General features: G+C 27.7%; 17 protein-coding genes. 15 read left to right on the top strand and 2 right to left on the bottom strand.

Translation table 11 applies throughout. The annotated features are described in order from the left end of the window. Nucleotides 1-415: 415 nt before the first annotated feature. From murQ to ACQPUW_RS12120, 10 genes are read left to right on the top strand one after another with little or no spacing between them, the layout of a single operon-like run. Complete coding sequence (gene murQ, locus ACQPUW_RS12165; protein WP_430838090.1) at nucleotides 416-1,318, top strand: N-acetylmuramic acid 6-phosphate etherase; 903 nt, start codon at nucleotides 416-418, stop codon at nucleotides 1,316-1,318. Nucleotides 1,319-1,333: 15 nt separating this feature from the next. Next, complete coding sequence (locus ACQPUW_RS12160) at nucleotides 1,334-2,650, top strand: 6-phospho-beta-glucosidase (protein ID WP_430837768.1); 1,317 nt, start codon at nucleotides 1,334-1,336, stop codon at nucleotides 2,648-2,650. A gap of 11 nt (nucleotides 2,651-2,661) precedes the next feature. Further along, entirely contained in the window at nucleotides 2,662-2,997 is a 336-nt protein-coding gene (locus ACQPUW_RS12155; RefSeq protein WP_430837767.1) for a PTS lactose/cellobiose transporter subunit IIA, read from the top strand. Further along, nucleotides 2,994-3,323: a hypothetical protein gene (locus ACQPUW_RS12150; protein ID WP_430837766.1), complete on the top strand. Its 330-nt coding sequence runs from the start codon at nucleotides 2,994-2,996 to the stop codon at nucleotides 3,321-3,323. Before ACQPUW_RS12155 ends, ACQPUW_RS12150 begins: the two co-directional genes overlap by 4 nt. A gap of 14 nt (nucleotides 3,324-3,337) precedes the next feature. Continuing rightward, on the top strand, nucleotides 3,338-3,607 hold the full coding sequence (locus ACQPUW_RS12145) for an acylphosphatase (RefSeq protein ID WP_430837765.1): 270 nt from the start codon (nucleotides 3,338-3,340) through the stop codon (nucleotides 3,605-3,607). Nucleotides 3,608-3,630: 23 nt separating this feature from the next. Next, entirely contained in the window at nucleotides 3,631-3,942 is a 312-nt protein-coding gene (locus ACQPUW_RS12140; protein WP_430837764.1) for a PTS sugar transporter subunit IIB, read from the top strand. 29 nt (nucleotides 3,943-3,971) lie between these two features. Beyond that, nucleotides 3,972-5,264 carry a PTS sugar transporter subunit IIC gene (locus ACQPUW_RS12135; RefSeq protein ID WP_430837763.1) on the top strand — a complete coding sequence of 431 codons (1,293 nt, stop codon included), beginning with the start codon at nucleotides 3,972-3,974 and terminating at the stop codon, nucleotides 5,262-5,264. A gap of 60 nt (nucleotides 5,265-5,324) precedes the next feature. Then, a complete protein-coding gene (locus tag ACQPUW_RS12130; protein ID WP_430837762.1) occupies nucleotides 5,325-6,479 on the top strand; it encodes an exo-beta-N-acetylmuramidase NamZ family protein in 1,155 nt (384 codons plus the stop codon). A gap of 12 nt (nucleotides 6,480-6,491) precedes the next feature. Continuing rightward, nucleotides 6,492-7,397, top strand: coding sequence for an N-acetylglucosamine kinase (locus ACQPUW_RS12125; protein ID WP_430837761.1), 906 nt, complete (start codon nucleotides 6,492-6,494; stop codon nucleotides 7,395-7,397). 40 nt (nucleotides 7,398-7,437) lie between these two features. Next, nucleotides 7,438-8,274: a MurR/RpiR family transcriptional regulator gene (locus ACQPUW_RS12120; RefSeq protein ID WP_430837760.1), complete on the top strand. Its 837-nt coding sequence runs from the start codon at nucleotides 7,438-7,440 to the stop codon at nucleotides 8,272-8,274. A gap of 139 nt (nucleotides 8,275-8,413) precedes the next feature. Here ACQPUW_RS12120 and ACQPUW_RS12115 read toward each other — a convergent pair whose 3' ends face one another. Next, entirely contained in the window at nucleotides 8,414-9,382 is a 969-nt protein-coding gene (locus ACQPUW_RS12115) for an arsenic resistance protein (protein WP_430837759.1), read from the bottom strand. 712 nt (nucleotides 9,383-10,094) lie between these two features. Between ACQPUW_RS12115 and ACQPUW_RS12110 the strand changes: the two genes are divergently transcribed. Both ACQPUW_RS12110 and ACQPUW_RS12105 read left to right on the top strand, forming a co-directional pair. Beyond that, the gene (locus tag ACQPUW_RS12110) at nucleotides 10,095-10,574 is read left to right on the top strand and encodes a hypothetical protein (RefSeq protein ID WP_430837758.1); all 480 of its coding nucleotides are present in this window, start codon (nucleotides 10,095-10,097) and stop codon (nucleotides 10,572-10,574) included. 299 nt (nucleotides 10,575-10,873) lie between these two features. After that, on the top strand, nucleotides 10,874-12,058 hold the full coding sequence (locus ACQPUW_RS12105; RefSeq protein ID WP_430837757.1) for an SH3 domain-containing protein: 1,185 nt from the start codon (nucleotides 10,874-10,876) through the stop codon (nucleotides 12,056-12,058). 128 nt (nucleotides 12,059-12,186) lie between these two features. Here ACQPUW_RS12105 and ACQPUW_RS12100 read toward each other — a convergent pair whose 3' ends face one another. Continuing rightward, the gene (locus ACQPUW_RS12100) at nucleotides 12,187-12,384 is read right to left on the bottom strand and encodes a hypothetical protein (RefSeq protein ID WP_430837756.1); all 198 of its coding nucleotides are present in this window, start codon (nucleotides 12,382-12,384) and stop codon (nucleotides 12,187-12,189) included. 198 nt (nucleotides 12,385-12,582) lie between these two features. Between ACQPUW_RS12100 and ACQPUW_RS12095 the strand changes: the two genes are divergently transcribed. From ACQPUW_RS12095 to ACQPUW_RS12085, 3 genes are read left to right on the top strand one after another with little or no spacing between them, the layout of a single operon-like run. Then, nucleotides 12,583-14,001, top strand: a complete 1,419-nt coding sequence (locus ACQPUW_RS12095) for a hypothetical protein (RefSeq protein WP_430837755.1) — start codon at nucleotides 12,583-12,585, stop codon at nucleotides 13,999-14,001. 15 nt (nucleotides 14,002-14,016) lie between these two features. Next, nucleotides 14,017-14,715, top strand: a complete 699-nt coding sequence (locus tag ACQPUW_RS12090) for an OmpA/MotB family protein (RefSeq protein ID WP_430837754.1) — start codon at nucleotides 14,017-14,019, stop codon at nucleotides 14,713-14,715. Between the two features lie 9 nt (nucleotides 14,716-14,724). Continuing rightward, nucleotides 14,725-17,982 (top strand): hypothetical protein, encoded by a 3,258-nt coding sequence (locus ACQPUW_RS12085; protein ID WP_430837753.1) that lies wholly within the window; start codon nucleotides 14,725-14,727, stop codon nucleotides 17,980-17,982. Nucleotides 17,983-18,046: the final 64 nt, after the last annotated feature.

Here is an 18,046-nt window from a genome sequence, read left to right as displayed (position 1 = left end):
AAATGATTTTGATTTTTCTATACTGGGCTAAAGGAAGATATTAAGAAAGTTAAGTTAATATTATTATGATTTTTACTAAGATATTAGATTATATATTGTTTATATTATTTTTTCTAACTTACCTATTAGTAATGATGATGGTCTTTTAAATATTTAATTCGTAACGTAGAAAATAATAATTCATATTCTATTGATTAGCAATAAGTTGTTTATAAGAAAATTTATAAAAATAAAATTAAGGATAAATGTAATATAAAATAAAATTTCACAATATAATAAGAATGAGTGAAATTTTATTTGTAAAATCTATTGCAAATAAAATATAGAATGCTATAATAAAGATGAAATTAAATTTCTTAATAAGTTATGGGTTATATGAAATATTATTTCTAAAAAGAGGAGATGAGGTATGAAGATGCAGGTGAATTTAAAAAGATTAAATACCGAAGAAAGAAATTTTAATAGTAGAAATATAGACAAGCTCTCAACAAGAGAAATTGTGAGATTGATAAATAATGAAGATAAGAAAGTTGCACTTGCAGTTGAAGAAGTATTACAAGATATAGCTAATGCTATTGATTTAGTATATGAACAGATTAAAAACGGCGGAAGATTAATTTACATAGGGGCTGGAACTTCAGGTAGGCTTGGAGTATTAGATGCAGTAGAATGTCCGCCAACTTATGGAGTTAGTTTTGATTTAGTAAGAGGAATAATTGCAGGTGGAGAAAGTGCTATGTTTAAAGCTAAGGAAGGTGCAGAGGACTCAAAAGAACTTTCGGTAGAAGATTTAAAGGACATAGGATTTAATAAAAATGATGCTTTAGTTGGAATTGCAGCATCTGGAAGAACTCCATATGTAATAGGTGGACTTGAATATGCAAGAGAAATTGGTGCAAAGTCTGTTTCAATATGTTGTGTTAACAAAGGTGAAGTTTCTAAGTACTCAGATATATCAATAGAAGTTATCCCAGGTGCAGAAGTTGTAACTGGATCTACTAGAATGAAAGCTGGAACTGCTCAAAAGATGATTTTAAATATGATTTCAACTGGAGTTATGATAAAGTTGGGTAAGGTATATGAAAATCTAATGATAGATTTAAAGCCTACAAATGAGAAATTACTTGAGAGAGCAAAAGTAATAATAATGGAATCTACAGGATGTGAAAGAGAAACTGCAGAAGAATTTTTCTATAAAGCTTCTGAAAACGTTAAACTTGCTATTTTTATGATTTTATCAGGATTGGAAAGGGATGATGCTATAGAGATATTAGAAAAAAATGAAGGGAGAATTTCAAAAGCTATAGATTTTATCTAAAATGGAGGAGATTTTATGAAGAGCTTAAAAATAACCGTAATTGGAGGAGGAAGTAGTTATACTCCAGAACTTATTAATGGATTTATAAAGAGAAAAAGTGAATTACCAGTAAGAGAAATAGTCCTAGTCGATATTGAAGAAGGCAGGGAAAAGGTAACAATAGTATCAAAACTTGCAGAAAGAATGATTAAAAAAGCAAACTTAGATACAAAAATTTCAGTTTCTTTTGATAGAAGAGAAGCATTAAAGGATGCAGACTTTGTTGTAACTCAATTTAGAGTAGGTGGATTAGATGCTAGAGCAAGAGATGAAAGATTTCCATTAAAGTATAATGTTATAGGACAAGAAACATGTGGGCCAGGAGGATTTGCTAAAGCACTTAGAACAATACCTGTAATACTTGATATATGTAAAGATATTGAAGATGTATGTCCAAATGCATGGTTAATTAACTTTACAAATCCATCAGGAATGGTTACAGAAGCAATAAATAAATATACAAATGTAAAATGTTTAGGTTTATGCAATGTTCCAATACATATGAAGATGACATTCGCAGATGTACTTGGAGTTAAACCAGAAGATTTATTTGTAGAATATGTAGGGTTAAATCATTTAGTATGGGCTAAGAGTATATGGTTAGATGGAAAGAATATAACAAAAGATTTAATAAATGAAATGACAGACTTTGAAAGTTTATCAATGAAAAATATACCAGCAATAGCTTGGGATAGGGATTATTTAAAAGCAATAGGAATGATACCATCACCATATCATAGATACTATTTAATGACTGCTGATATGGTAAATGAGGAAAAGGAAGCAGCCAGTGAAAATGGAAAGGGAACTAGAGCTGAGGTTGTAAAAGCAGTAGAAAATAATTTGTTTGAAATTTATAAGGACGAGTCTATTGATACAAAACCTAAAGAACTTGATAAAAGAGGCGGAGCATATTATTCAGATGCAGCAGTTTCCTTAATAAGTGCAATATATAACAATAAAAAGGAAATACACACAGTTAATATATTAAATAATGGGGTAATTAAAGAGCTTCCAAGGAATTGTATAATAGAAACTAATGCAATAATAGATAATACTGGAGCAACTCCACTTACATTAAAGAGTCCATTAGCACAAGAAGCAATTGGATTAATATATTCAGTTAAATCTTATGAGATTCCAGCTGTAGACGCAGCAGTAAAGGGAGATAGAGAAAAGGCACTTATAGCATTAGTAAATAATCCATTAATTCCATCAATTGATAGTGCTAAGAAATTATTAGAAGAATTATTAGAAATAAATAAAGATTATTTACCACAATTTTTTAAATAAGGAGTAGGACGATGAAATTTGAAAATGAAATATTTGAGCTTATATCTAATACTGGAGAGGCTAGAGCTAACATTTTTAATTCATTAGAAGAGGCTAGATTAAATAACAATGAAAAATCACAAGAGTTTGAAAAAATTGCTGAACAGTATTTAACAAAAGCTCATAATATTCAAACTAAGCTTATTCAAGAAGATATAGCATCAGAAGGAATTAATGTATCTCTTTTAATGGTACATGCACAAGATCAGTTCATGACTACAATGTCAGAACAATATTTAGTAAAAAAAATGATAGAAATGTATGATACTATTCATAATTTAGAAAAAAAGTTGGAGGAAACTAAATGAAAGGGTTATTAATTATAAGTCTGTATATAGTAGCTGTGGTTATAGCAACAATGATTCCAATTAAATTAACTAGTTATATGTATAAAAAGAAAAATATTTTAATTAATAGATGGATTTATGGATTTGCTGGATTTTCGCTTATGATTTTACCTAATTTATTCTTTGATAATATTCCTAAAACTTTAAACAGAATATTTTTAGTAATATTTTTCTTTTTAACCATGATGTTTTTTGAAACATCAAGAATTAAAGTCGAGAAATATAGTATGAAAACCATGTTTGATTACACATGGCTTGCAAAAAGAACAGTTAAAAAGAAATTATAATTGGAGATAAGATTATGATTAGAGAAAAATTAATTATAAGTGGAAATGTTAGTGAAGGTGGAATAAGATATTTTGCTCAAATGAATGCTTCATTACTTATGTTAAGTGGTTATGCAAAAAGAGGGCCAGAAGAGACTATATTAATAGAAGTTCAAGGTGAAAGAGAAAATATCAATAAATTAAAGGAAAAACTTAAAAGTGGGAATGGTTTTTTTAAAGTAACAAATATAGAAAGTAAAGAAATTGATATTATTAAAAATGAAAAATTTTTTTCAATAAAATAATAAATTTTAAGGAGGAATTATTTATGAAAGTATTAATGGTTTGTTCAGGAGGATTTTCTTCAACAATAGTTGTAAATGCTATAAAGAAAGAGGCAGATAAACAAGGGTTACCAATTGAAATAATGGCATGCGGTACACCTGAGTTTCTTGAAAACGTTTCAAATTTTGAACCGAAAGTTGTAATAATTGCACCACAAGTAAAACATAGATTCCCATATTTTAAAGAGGAAGGGGATAAGATCGGTCTTCCAGTAGAGCAAATTCCTCTAAATGCATATACACCATTAGGTGCACCAAAAATTATTAAAGATATACTAAGAAAATATATTGAATAATTAGGATGTAAAAAAGGGGGTAAAGGAATATGAATAAATTTATGGATAAGTTCATGAAATTTTTTGATGAGAAAATCACACCACCATTAACGAAGGTATCTGAGGTTAAACATTTAAGAGCTATAAGAGATGGAATTATATCTACAATGCCATTAATATTAATAGGTTGTTTATTTTTAGTTATTTATAACTTCCCAATACCTGCATGGAGAGAGTGGATTACTCCAAAAGCAGGAATATTTTTAATACCATTTAGAACTACAGTAGGCTTAATGTCTTTATACGCATCTTATGGTATGGGATATGCATTAGCAAAATCTTATAAGTTAGATGGAGTTAGTGGTGGAGTATTAACTATGGCTGCATTTGTTTTAATGAATGTGCCTAAAACAGTACTAGATGCTGCATCAGGAGTAGAATTAGGATGGGCTTTACCTATGGAATATTTAGGTGGCTCAGGAATGTTTGTAGCTATTATATGTATGCTTATTGCAGTTGAGATTCTTAGATTTTGTAAGGCTAGAAATTTAACTATTAAAATGCCAGAACAAGTGCCACCTTCAGTTGCGAGATCTTTTGAAGCTTTAATCCCAGGATTATTTATTATTGTATTAGTATGGGTTGTTAGAGTTTTATTAGGATTTGATGTAAATGCTTTCTTAATGAAATTATTTGAACCTTTAATGGGTATAGCGGGCAATAGTTTAATTGGAATATTAATCCCAGTAATTTTAATGTGTTTATTATGGACAACAGGTATTAGTGGAGACTCTGTTATAGGTTCAATAGTTAGACCAATTTGGTTAGTGCTTATGGATCAAAATATGGCAGCTGTTGCAGCCGGAGGACAAGCTCAAAATATAGGTGTAGAAGGATTTTTAGATGTATTTTTATGGATAGGTGGTACCGGTGGTACATTAGCTTTATGTATATTATTATTAGGATCCAAATCAGCATATTTAAAGGAAGTTGGTAAATTCTCAATAATACCAGGACTATTTAATATTAGTGAACCAATAATGTATGGGGCACCTGTTGCAGTAAATCCAATATTAGCAATACCTTTCATAGTAGGGCCAATAATCACAACTTGTGTAACATATTTTGCTATGTCTTGGGGGCTTGTAGCAAAGGTGTCAGTTATGGCTCCATGGACTTTACCAGCTCCAATTAAAGCTTTCCTTGCTACGAATGATTGGAAAGCTATAGTATTAGTAATAATTAATTTTGCAATTTATTTAGCAGTTTATTATCCATTCTTTAAGGCTTATGAAAAGGAATTACTTTCTGAAGAGAAAGGAAATGAAGAAATAGCGCAATAATATTAGTAATAAAATTAAGGAACCAGATTATTCTGGTTCCTTAATTAAAAGTGAGGATATATGAAAGAAAATAAAATATGCGTAAAAAGTGGTATAGATAATATTAGGGATTATAGTTACTTATTTAAAAATAAACGAATAGGTTTAGTAACTAATATAACAGGAATAGATAAAAATTATAATTCTACTGTAGATATAATTAATGAGTTATATAATTTAGAAATTTTATTTGCTCCAGAGCATGGGTTGAGAGGAGAAAATCAAGCAGGAGAGAAAGTTAATGATTATATTGATGAAATCACTGGAAAACAAGTAATAAGTCTTTATGGCGATAAAAAAGATCCAAGCGATGAGGATCTTAAGAAAATTGATGTTCTTATTTATGATATTCAGGATTTAGGAATAAGATATTATACTTATATTTATACGATGTATTTATGTATGAAAGCATGTAGTGTTAATAATATTAAATTTGTTATTTTGGATAGAATAAATCCTTTAGGTGGACAATTAATAGAAGGAAATATATTAGATCATAAATATGATTCTTTTGTAGGTATGTTACCTATACCAAATATATATGGGTTAACTGTTGGGGAACTAGCTAATTATATTAATGATATTGAAGAAGTAAATTGTGATTTAAAAATAGTTCCAATAAGAGGATGGGAGAGAGGGATCACATTCTATGAGACTGATTTACCTTGGATTCCTCCATCACCTAATATACCAACATTAGATTCAGCATTGATATATGCTGGTACATGTCTTTTTGAAGGAACTAATGTTTCAGAGGGAAGAGGAACAACAAAACCATTTGAGATCATAGGAGCACCTTGGATAGATTGTAATAAATTAAGTAAATCTTTGAATGAAAATAATGATATACTAGGTGTTTATTTTAGACCAGTATATTTTGTACCGGAATTTTCAAAGTATGAAAAAAAACTTTGTAATGGAGTGCAAATTCATATTAAAGATTATAAAGATTTTTTACCGGTTAGGACGGCTATAAATATTTTATATACAATTAAGAAGCTTTATCCAGATGAATTTAAATTTGACATACAATCAATAGAATTTAAATATAATTTTTTTAATCATTTAGCAGGATGTGATTATATTCTGAATAATTCATTAGACTATATTTATAAAAAATTTGAATATGATAAAGAGAAGTTTGAAAAATCAATAATTAATTATATTTTATATTAAGGAGGATGGAACTTGTATTACTTAGGAATAGATGGTGGCGGAACAAAAACACAATTTACATTAGTAAACGAAAAACTAGAAGTTATTTATTCTGTAAAAAGGGGAACATCTCACTTTAAGCAAGTAGGATTTAATGGGGTTAAAGAGGTTTTACAAGATGGCTTAGAAGAGATTATAAATAAAAGCAAAATAGATAAGTGTGACATAGCTTGGATAGGTATTGGCCTTGCTGGATATGGTAATATACAGAAGGATAGAGAGGCTCTTCTTAAAGTTGTAGATAGAGTATTTAAAGATTTTAAATACATCTTAAGAAATGATGTTGAGATAGCTTTAGCCGGAGCATTAAATGGAGAAGATGGTGTAGTAATAGTTTCAGGAACAGGCTCTATAGCGTTATCTAAAATAGGTGACAAGTATAAGAGATGCGGAGGATGGGGATATTCTATAGGTGATGAAGGGTCTGCTTACTGGATAGGTAAAAAGATTATAGAGACATTCTCTAAAGAAGCTGATGGAAGATTGGAAAAAACACATATATATGAGATAATTAAGGAAATGTTAGCTTTATCAAATGATTATGATCTTATTAGATATATTAATGAGGATATAAAGTCTGATAGGTTAGAAATAGCGAGGTTTTCAAAAGTTTGTTTTGAAGCAGCAAAGCTTGGTGACAAAAATGCAATTGAGATATTTAAATCAGCATCAAAAGAACTTTCAGAATTAGTGAATCTATTAATAAAAGATTTTGAAGATGATATTATCAAAGTATCTTATCTTGGTGGCGTATTTAAATCAGGAGAACTTATTTTAAATCCATTAATAGAATCATTAAATAAAAAATGTGTTTTAGTTACTCCAAGATATACAGCTGATATAGGAGCTGCCATACTTGCATTAAAAAATGATGAGTAAAAGTTACTTTAGTATTACAAATGAAATTAGGAGATAAAAAATGAGTTGTTTATATATTATAAGACAAGGGATGAAGGGATTTACAGATGTTGAAAGAAAGATAGGTAAATATATTCTTTCAAATAAAGATGAGGTAATTAATCTTTCAGCACAAGAACTTGCAGATAAGGTATCTGTATCGCCAGCGGGAATCATTAGATTCTCAAAAAAGTTAGGCTTTAAAGGGTTTACTGCTCTAAAGGTAGAACTTGCAAAGGAAAATGAAGAAGAAATAGTAGATTTTAGTGAAATTATTAGTGAAAATGATGATACTAAAACTATGATAAAGAAAGCTATAAAATCTAATATTAACACATTAGATCAGACATATAAGCTTCTAAATATTGATGTAGTAAATAATGCAATAGATACTATAGCCAATGCAAAAAAAGTATATCTTTATGGTGTAGGTGCATCAGGACTTATTGCCTTAGATTTTCAATATAAACTACTTAGAATAAAAAAGGATGTAGTATATAGTCATGATTCTCATATACAACTTGCTACTGCATCCCATATAGATAAAGATGATGTGGCTATAGGGATAAGCTACAGCGGTGAAACAAAGGAAATTAATATTGCCATAAATGAAGCTAAAAATAATGGTGCTAAAACTATTGCTATAACAAAATATAATAGTAGTACATTATCAAAAAATGCTGATATGTGCCTTTATATACCAAATGAAGAAAAAGAACTAAGACTTGGTGCTATAGCATCAAGAATGTCAGCTTTAACATTAATTGATATTTTATATCTTGGAATTGTAAAGAGTAATATATCAAAAACGAAAAACTACATTACTGAAACTAGAAGAATAATTGAAAAAATAAAATAAAAAAGCCTAGCAATTAGATAAAGTTAATTGCTAGGCTTTTTTGTGCTAAAATCTATTCTTTATTTTTTGTTTAGTATCTATTCTTTTGATTGTAAGTCTTAAATAACAATCATTTTAGTTGCAGTATTATATCTGATCTTTAATTATATTCTTTTTGTTTACTTCGCTTAAATAATAATATTCTAGATACAGCCATTAAAACTGGAATCTCAATAAGTGGGCCAACTATAAGTGCTACAGCAATCATAGGCCTATCAGAGAAATAAGCTACAGCAATTGCAAGAGCTATTGGTGAGTTTCTAGCTAATGTAGTTAAATTTAAAGCTACCGTATCCTCATAAGACATGTTTAACTTAAATCCAACAAATTGTCCTAAAATAAATATTATAAAGAAAAATAGTAATAAAGGAATTAGTAGTTTTAAAAATATGCTTGGGTGTGATAAAAATACTTTTCCTTGTGATGCAAACATTGAAAGTATGGCTAAATTTAAAAACCATCCTTGAAGAGTGCAACATTTTTTTGAGATAGTCTCATTAAAATATGTATTTCCTTTAAACTTAATAATTAAATTTCTAATTATTATAGAAAGTATAAGAGGAATAATTAAATTTATAATAGTGCTACTTATTAGTTCCATTGAATTAAATTTAATGCTTGTACCACCTATCAATAATACGTATAAAGGCAGTAACACAATTTGAAGTATAAAGTTTAATGGAAGAAGAGATGCACCAAGGGCAGTGTTACCTTTAGCTATATCTGTGAATATTAAATACCAATCAGTACAAGGGGTAACAGTAAGCATAACAAATCCAATTAATAAATCAGGTTCATTAATTAAAAATAATCTCCCTAATATAAAGATTAGCATAGGCGTTATTATAAAATTTATTATTATTGCTGTAGAAGTGAATTTTATATTTTTCAAAGAATCTTTTATATTTCCAATTGGTATTTGAAGAAATAATAAAAATAGCATTAGTGTAAGAAATGGCATAATAAGCTTATCAGATAGATTAGATATAAAATCTACTTGTCCAATAAAAATACCAATAAAAGCTATAATAATTATAATCAAGCTTTGAAATTTATCTTTTGTATCCAATTTAATGTCCTCCTGATGTAAGTTTTCTAAACGCTAATATAAAAGTATAGCATTAATGATAATTAATATCAATTATTCAAATACAAAAAGAAATCATAGTTAGATTGCTAAGGGAATAACAACTAACTATGATTCCATTTAATGTATTCTTGAGGAGGATAAATTTATATTTTTTATTATATATGAATTAATGTATGAGATAATAGCATTTAATAAGATAATAATGAAACTGAATCAGTATCAAAGGCAATCGCTTGAGGGCTTGGATGCGAATTATAATTGGGTGTTTTGTAGGCAATGTAGAATTCTCATTTGCACTATGAGGTATTATTATAGTTTTAATATCTCTTGGATACACTTTTTATATAAGATTAAAAAATGGATGCAAGATAGATGAGGCATAAGATATATAACGGTAATATGTATAATTGATTAATACAATAGAAGCGTAATCTATAACTATGATAATAAAGGAAAAAATAAAAATTACAATGTAGATATAGACAATAATTGGATTCGTGAAATGTTAATTAAATGATAACAGATAGTTAACAGCCTTTACTAATTAAAGTATTATCATAATATATGATACATACTTTTTATAGTTATAATTAATAAATTAGAATTATCAATAAACTAGCTAAATTTTAAATTAAATATTTTAATATATAGCTGTTAAGTAGAATTTTAATAAAACTAGGAGATGACGATAATGGACTGGGTACCATTTAAAAAGATAGAAAAATCAATAACAAACAGACTTCATAAAAGAGATAAAAAGAAATATGGCGTATATGAAGCTGAAGTAGAAGAGATGGAAGAGTTTTTAGCCATTGATGATTGTGATGAATTAATTAGGCAGGGATATAATTTCTTAGAAGGTAAAAATGGCTTTGATAAAAATATTAGAAAGGCCATTTCTTTATTTGAAAGAGCAGAATCATTTGCGAGTGTACATGCAGCAATGATTTTATGTGTAATTTACTCTAAGGGTGGTAGAGAAGTTAAGGCTGATGGATCTAAGAGTCATTACTATTACAAACTTGCAGAAAAGCATATGAAATCTACTAAAAGTGAAGTGAAATCTGCTATGAAAATTTTAGAAAATGGTGATGGTAAATTAATAAAACCTAATGATAATAGATTAGATGGACTTAGAAAGCTTGCGAAGGAGCTAAATAAGGAAAATTGATATTAAATTCAGAAAATAAAAAATATTTAACAGCTAAAATAATAAGCCTAGTGCAATGAAATTATTGCACTAGGCTTATTTATTTTATCAAAATATTAAAAACGTTAGATGTTTTTGATGAAAATATAAATAGACAACATAGGAAATGAGTCCAAATATTTGAAAATGTAACTATTTTGTTATAGAATGTTAACAAATATCATATTTTGTTAACAAATAAGACTTGAAATAAATTTAAATCTTGTTCTGTTAACTAGAAAAAATACAAAAGAAATAAAAAAACTGGAGGATTTATAAATATGATAAAAAGAAAAGTAAGTAAAATATTGGCTATAGCTACTATATTCTGTTCTGTAATTGGTATTACACAAAATGCTACGCAAGCTAATGCAACTCAGGTTAAAGCAGAGAGAAGCTCTGTATCAATTGGAAAAGTTACAGCAAAAAGTGGACTAAATATTAGAAAAAGTGCAACTACAAACTCACAAATACTTAGGACTATCCCTTATAATGGACAAGTTAATATAAAGAGTAAAAGTGGAAGTTGGTACTATATAGAATACAATGGTACTTATGGATATGTAAGTGATAGTTATATAAAGCAAATTTCAAGTGGTAATTCAGGAAGTAATTCAAATACACAAACTCAAACAACTGAAACTGGAAGAGTTACAGCAAGAAGTGGGTTAAATTTAAGGAAGAGTGCAACTACAAGTTCAGGAGTAATAAGAACTATTCCATATAATGGACAAGTTAATATAAAGAGCAAAAGTGGAAGTTGGTATTATGTAGAATATAATGGTTCTTATGGATATGTAAGTGATGATTATGTACAAAAAACTTCAAGTGAAAGCTCTAATTCACAAGGTTCAAGCAGTAATTCAAATACGCAAACTCAAGTAAATGGATATGGAAAAGTTACAGCAAGAAGTGGATTAAATTTAAGAAAAGGTGCATCTACAGGCTCAGGATTAATAACAACTATTCCATACAACTCTCAAGTTAAATTAAAGAGTAAAAGTGGAAATTGGTATTATGTAGATTATAATGGTTCCTTAGGATATGTAAGTGCAGATTATGTACAAAAGACTTCAGGTAGTAGTTCAAATTCACAGGATACAAGTAATACATCTTCTAAATATAATAAAGTTTTAAGTGCTATGAAATCTCAAATTGGTAAGCCATATCTTTATGGAGGATCATCACCATCAACAGGTTTTGATTGTTCTGGACTTATGCAATGGGGATTTAAACAAGCTGGAATTAATATAGGTAGAACTACTTATGATCAAGTAAAAGCAGGTTCAGCTGTGAATATTAATAGCGCAAAACCAGGAGATTTACTAGTTTATTCTAGCAAGGAACATATTGGTATGTATATAGGAAATGGACAGTGGATAGAATCACCTAGAACAGGAAAGAATGTAAGAATTTCTAATGTGCCTTGGAATAAGATAGGATATGCAAGAAGAGTAATAAATTAATATAAGTTTTTAAAATAAGACCTTTTAGATAGTTTTACTAAAACTATTTAAAAGGTCTTTTGTTTTATAGTTTTAAGAAAAGGTAAGAAGACATAAAAATATTTTAAAATTGTTAATTATGTCTTTAGCTAATATCTCCTTTTATTTTTAAATTTATTATAAAAATAAAACATTAAAAACAAATCTACTATTCCAAAAAGAATGGCTACAATACAACGAGTAGCAAATGATATGTTAGGTATATAAAATAATATTATTATAGCTCCTGTTATTAGTAGGAATAATGCTATTATCCCAATAATAATTTTTAAAGTATCGTTATTCATAAGTATTCTCCTTTCTTAATATTTTATATATGTTATCAAAATATCAAGAAATATATAACAAAAAAATGTACTATCCCCAAAATATAAAGATATAAGTATGTAATTCTTAAAATATAATTAGGAATTAGAATTTTAGAATATTTAAAGACATAAAATAATAAAAATACAGTAATATTAAGTTTTTTGGAGGGGTATAATTTGAACGTTATTTCAGAAATTTTTGGCTCAATGATAGGTCAAGGAATACTAGGGTGGGCTGTTATATTTATTATTTTAGCCCTTGGAGGTTATGGAGTATATTTAAGTATTAAACTTAAGAGAAATTATGAAGGATTAAGGGAGGAATTTGAACGTAGCATAGTTATAGATGAAGATACAGGAGAGAAGGATCTTAAAGGGACAGCACTTTATGAAATATCAGAAGAATTTAAAAGGAGTGCAAGTAAGGGAACGGAGAATATTAATACTGAAGTTCTTATGGAGAAAAATTTAAGAAAATATATAAATGTTAATGAAAGAGTGATTCATTTATTGCCATCTACTTCTATTGCATTAGGTCTTCTTGGAACATTTTTAGGTCTTACTGTTGCAATTCACTCAACTAATGGTGTATTAGAGTCTGGGATTAAAACTATGGATGTATTTTTAAATAGGATGGGAGTACCACTACAAGGGATGGCTAGTGCCTTCTGGACAAGTATCTTTGGTGTAATAATGTCACTTGTCTTAAATTCTGTAATCCAAATGGTAAAAAGAGAAAAGGAAGAATTTTATGATGATGTTGAAGATTATTTAGATAATGTTTTATATAGCGAACATGCTTTTAGTTTTGTAACTCAATTTGAAAGATTTAATGATACTATATCAGCTTCTATGATTACATTAACTAAAGAAATGAGATCATTATTCCAAGAAGGAATTGATGAATTAGTTTCAAACATAAACAAAAATACTATTGATATGACTGAGTCTGCAAAAGTTTTATCTAACTATACTAAGGATTTAGAAATGGTTATAGTATCACTTAATAAATCAGTTGATAACTTTAAAGAGCCAATTGATATGTTTAAGTCTTCAATAGATGATTTTGATATAACAACTGAAAAATTAGAATTTGTTATGAATACTTCAGTAACTAGACTTTCTGATAAGATTGATGTTTTATCAGAAGTATTAAACAAGCTTGATATGAGTATAGAAGGAGAAAAGGAATCTATCGAGCTTATAAATGAAGAACTTAGAGGTTATAAAGAAGGTTTAGATAAGAGTTATAGAGAGCTTATACGAGGAACAGAGAATATTAATAAATCAATTGAAGATAGTAATACCCGTGCAAGTGATCAAATTGAAAGCTTAAGGCAGGGATATGCAGGCTTTGAAGCTGGAATAAATGACTTTGTATCTAATGTAGAAATGTTAAGAGAAGGAGTAGGAGAAACTATATCTAAGGTGCTTAGAGAGGAACTTGCAAATATTTCAGAGGAGATAGCAAATAAACTTCAAAAATCAATTAGAGGAATTGAAGAGGCGACAGAAAGCTTAAGCTACAATACAAGAACTGTTGGGGAGCTTGTTCGTGCAACAAATGAATGGGTAGCTGCAACTAGTGATGAGTAGGGGAGGCGAAGCTTTATGAAGATAAGAAGCAGAAAGTATAGGACTAGGACAGAGGGACAATCTTATTGGCCTTCTTTTGTAGATGTAATGACAGCATCTACATTAGTTTTCTTCTTCCTTATGATTATATCTATGACAGTTTCCTCTTTATTTGTAGATAATATATCTAAAAAGAGAGAAGAAATTTATAATTCAATTCAAGAGAATCTAGATAAGAATGAAGTTAATGAAGATATTATGTATTTTGATAGAGATGAAGGAAAGATGGTTTTAAATACAGAAACATTCTTTGATACTGATAAATGGATATTAAAAGATGAAGGGAAGACTCTAGCAAGTCAGCTTAATAAGATATTTTATCTACTTTTAAATGAAAAAGGAATAGCACCTGAAATTGAGTATATAGAAGTTGTGGGGCATACAGATTATGCAGGAGATACAATTTCAAATAGGAAACTTTCTACAGAACGTGCTATGAGCTTTTTAAATGCTATGGTTCCAATGGATAGTCCTTTAGAAAATGAATTTGGAGGAAAGTTTAAAGCCTCTGGTATGTCAGAATTTGAAACCAATCCAGATAAGAAAGATAGAGATAGAGAAGAGTATTCTAAAGAAGATATTGAAAAGACTAAGGATCAAAGAAAGATTGAAATAAAAATGGTATTTTCTAATAGAGATTTAGAAGAGGCTATAAGGTCTAGAGCAAGTGAGTAGGAGGACTTTATGAGTAATATGATTTATAGAGATTATGAGGAAATTACAACAGATGATGCCTTTAGCTATAAAGAAAGTACTTCCCTAGAAGATAAAGTTTTGTATTATAAAAAGGATATTGGACTTCATAAAAGATTTGAAGTTAAGTATGAAAGTGATGGTCCACTTTATGATATAAGAGTTATTCATAATGATCATGGAGAAATTATAAGGTGTGATGTATTAAATACTCCTAGTGAGAAGAAAGTTAAGATAGCTGTTGATATTCCAAAAGGTCTTACTAGAGAATACAATTTTAAAGAGACAATTCTTATATATACAGATTATGATATTAGAGAATTTTCCTTTTGTATTGAATGCATAGATGGAAGTTCTGACGAAAATAATATTATAAAACTTGAAGAGATTTTATTTTTTAATAGAAGCGAAGAGAATCTATTAAAGATAGTAAATGGAATAAAGAGAGTTGATGATATATTAGAAATTACAAAGAAATCACCAGCTATATTAAATACTGAGCTTAGTATGAATACGTATATTAAAATAATAAAAAGATGTAGATCGTTAAGTAGAGAAAATATCAAGCTCTCAATGTTTTGTGAGGAACTTCTAAAAAATAAAGGAATACTTCTAAAGGATATTATAGAACCAATTAAAGATATGTATAAGAAAGGATTAGTCACTAAAAATACAAGAGATGTATTAAGATATCTAAGAATAGGTAGCTCCAGTGATGAGGAACTTAATGCTGCATTAATAAATGTTAAAGTTAAGCTTAAGGTTGTTGATGAAGAGTTTATACATGGATTAATAATTCTATATAGTAGATCAGATAATAAGAAATCATTAGATAAGATTTTAAATATTATTTTATACTCTGATAATGTTAAATATAATGATGAGCTATTAAAGATAATATTTGATTTTTATAGGAGAAATAATGATGTAAAGTCTTTAATTACTGTATGTAGAGAGCTTAAAAAGAGGGGAATACCTTTAAAAGATTATGGTATACAAATTAAAGATAGAAATTTACTTGTTAAAGCCTACAGAAAGAATATATTAATAGATTGGAGAGAGCTTTTAGAATACTCAGAAGACTACTATAAAAGAAGTATTTATATAAGAGATGCTTTAGTAAATATATTAGAAGAAATCATTACAAAGGGAAAAGATAGGGAGAAGAGATATATTCATGTAAAGTACAAAACTGTAATAAGGGATTTAAGCAATTATAGTAAAGTAGTTTATAAATATTATATAGAAAATGTAATGGATTCTTACACTAAAAAGAATTTAGATAAGATTATAACATTAGAAAATTATCTAAATAATATTGGTGAAGGTATTGAAGATTCTAAAAGGATAGAGATACTTGAGAATATAATAAATTTTTATATAAAAAATGGAGATGAAAAGAAGTATATATCTTATTTGAAATACTATATTGTTAACTTAGCTGCAAAGGATGAAAATAAGTGCCTTAAGAGAATTATAGAAAATAATCTTTTAAATATAGAGTTCTTAGGAACATTTATAATGAGAGATGGACTTGCAGAAGTATGCAGAGATGATGATATTTTAGAGATTGTAACTAAAGGAGTAATTAAAAATAGGAAACAGGATCTGTTAGTTGTTATATTAAAAGAATATAAGAAGCTGGAGAGAAAAGATAAGTATATTCCTATATTAAAAGAACTTATTACAAATGGAAGTTTCATAAATAATTACGCTTATAATAAGCTTATAATTCCAATATATAATGAACTTCCAAATGATGAAAAAATAGATATATATGAGCTTCTTATAAAGAGAAAAGATCTTCCAATAGACTTTAGAGAAAAAAATTATGATATTTATAGAAGTAAGGAGAATGAAAATTATATAGTGAAAAACTTCTTAAATGGAAATTCAGATAGTGCACTATCAAAAACTCTTGCTCTTAAAGAATGTTTTGATAGTGATGAGGAGTTCTTAAAGACTATAGCAAAAGGAAAAGATAATTCTGAAGTCTTAGCTATTGTACTAAAAAAGATAGAGAGTAAATTCTACAAAGATAAGGATTACGTTAAAAAATTAATATCACTATTACGTTCAAAAAATAAAGAGATTAAGAAGATTGAAGAGTATATAAGAGATTATTATAAGTATAAAGATGATCTTAAACTTCTATATATCTTTGGAAATATGAGAATCTTGAAAAGAAAAGCATCTAATGTATGTGATTTTGTAATACTAAAGGGAATATTTAACAAAGAAGAATCAAAGGGATACCTATTTAAAAATGATGGTTCTAAGAAGATAATTAAAAAATATCTAAAGGAAGCTAGTATAGGATTTAGAGAAATAGATTCTAAAATTTTAATTATAAATAATGAAATAGAAGATATAAAAAAAGAAAAGAAAAATACAATTAGCTTTGAGATTAGAAATGTACTAAATCTTATAAAACTTCAACAAGGACTAATATTAAATGGAAGCATGATAGTTGATTTTAGATATGATTCATTTAAGTATATAAATGGAGTAATATTGCCTAAGAATCTAGAAGATTTAGTTCCTTATAAGAAAGAGTATGTATGTAGAAATAAAGAGCTTTTTGAGAATGATAAGATTGTTACTAATGATAAAGGTAGACTAGTTATAAATGAAAAAAATATAGTTAATTTAATAAAGTATTATTTGCATTTAAGGCTTCAATTAATAGATAAGAAAGCATTAGATGAAGATGAAGCTAGAATATTAAATTCTATTATGAAAGATATAATTCAAAATAAGGATGTAGATACTTATGGAGGATTAAGAGATTCTTTAAAAACTGTAGTTAAATCATCTGGTGAAGAATTTAAAGTATATAAGTATCCTAAGTATTTAGAAGAATATCCAAAACTTAAAAATTTATTTAAAGAGAGAGTTCTTGAACTTATTCTTAAGAGGAGAGATACTAGAAAAAGAGCAAAAGAAATTGTTATAAATTATGATTTAGAGGTATCTAAAAAGGAAGAGTATTTTAGTTATTTAATTGATTGCTTTAATGATCATTATTTTGATTTAGATATGTTTGAACTTCAAGATATTTATGAAAAAGTAATAGCAATGATAAAAGAAGATAGCACTATAACTAAAAATTTCCAAAATGAACTTATAGAGCTATTTTTAAACACACCTAAGAAATGCAATTATGATAGCCTTGAAGTGCTAATGGAAGTTAGAAGTTTAGATGGAATAGAGAATATTCAATATATAGAAGAAAAGATGATAAGTTAATTAGAAAAATAGATATAGTGGCAGCATTATATCTATTTTTATTTTATAATTTAAAATTTCCTGA

Source organism: Clostridium sardiniense, from assembly GCF_050584765.1.
In the GTDB taxonomy this organism is placed as follows: Bacteria; Bacillota; Clostridia; order Clostridiales; family Clostridiaceae; genus Clostridium; species Clostridium sardiniense_A.
Note: the sequence above shows the minus strand (reverse complement) of the source record. Positions and strands in the feature narration are given on the sequence as shown.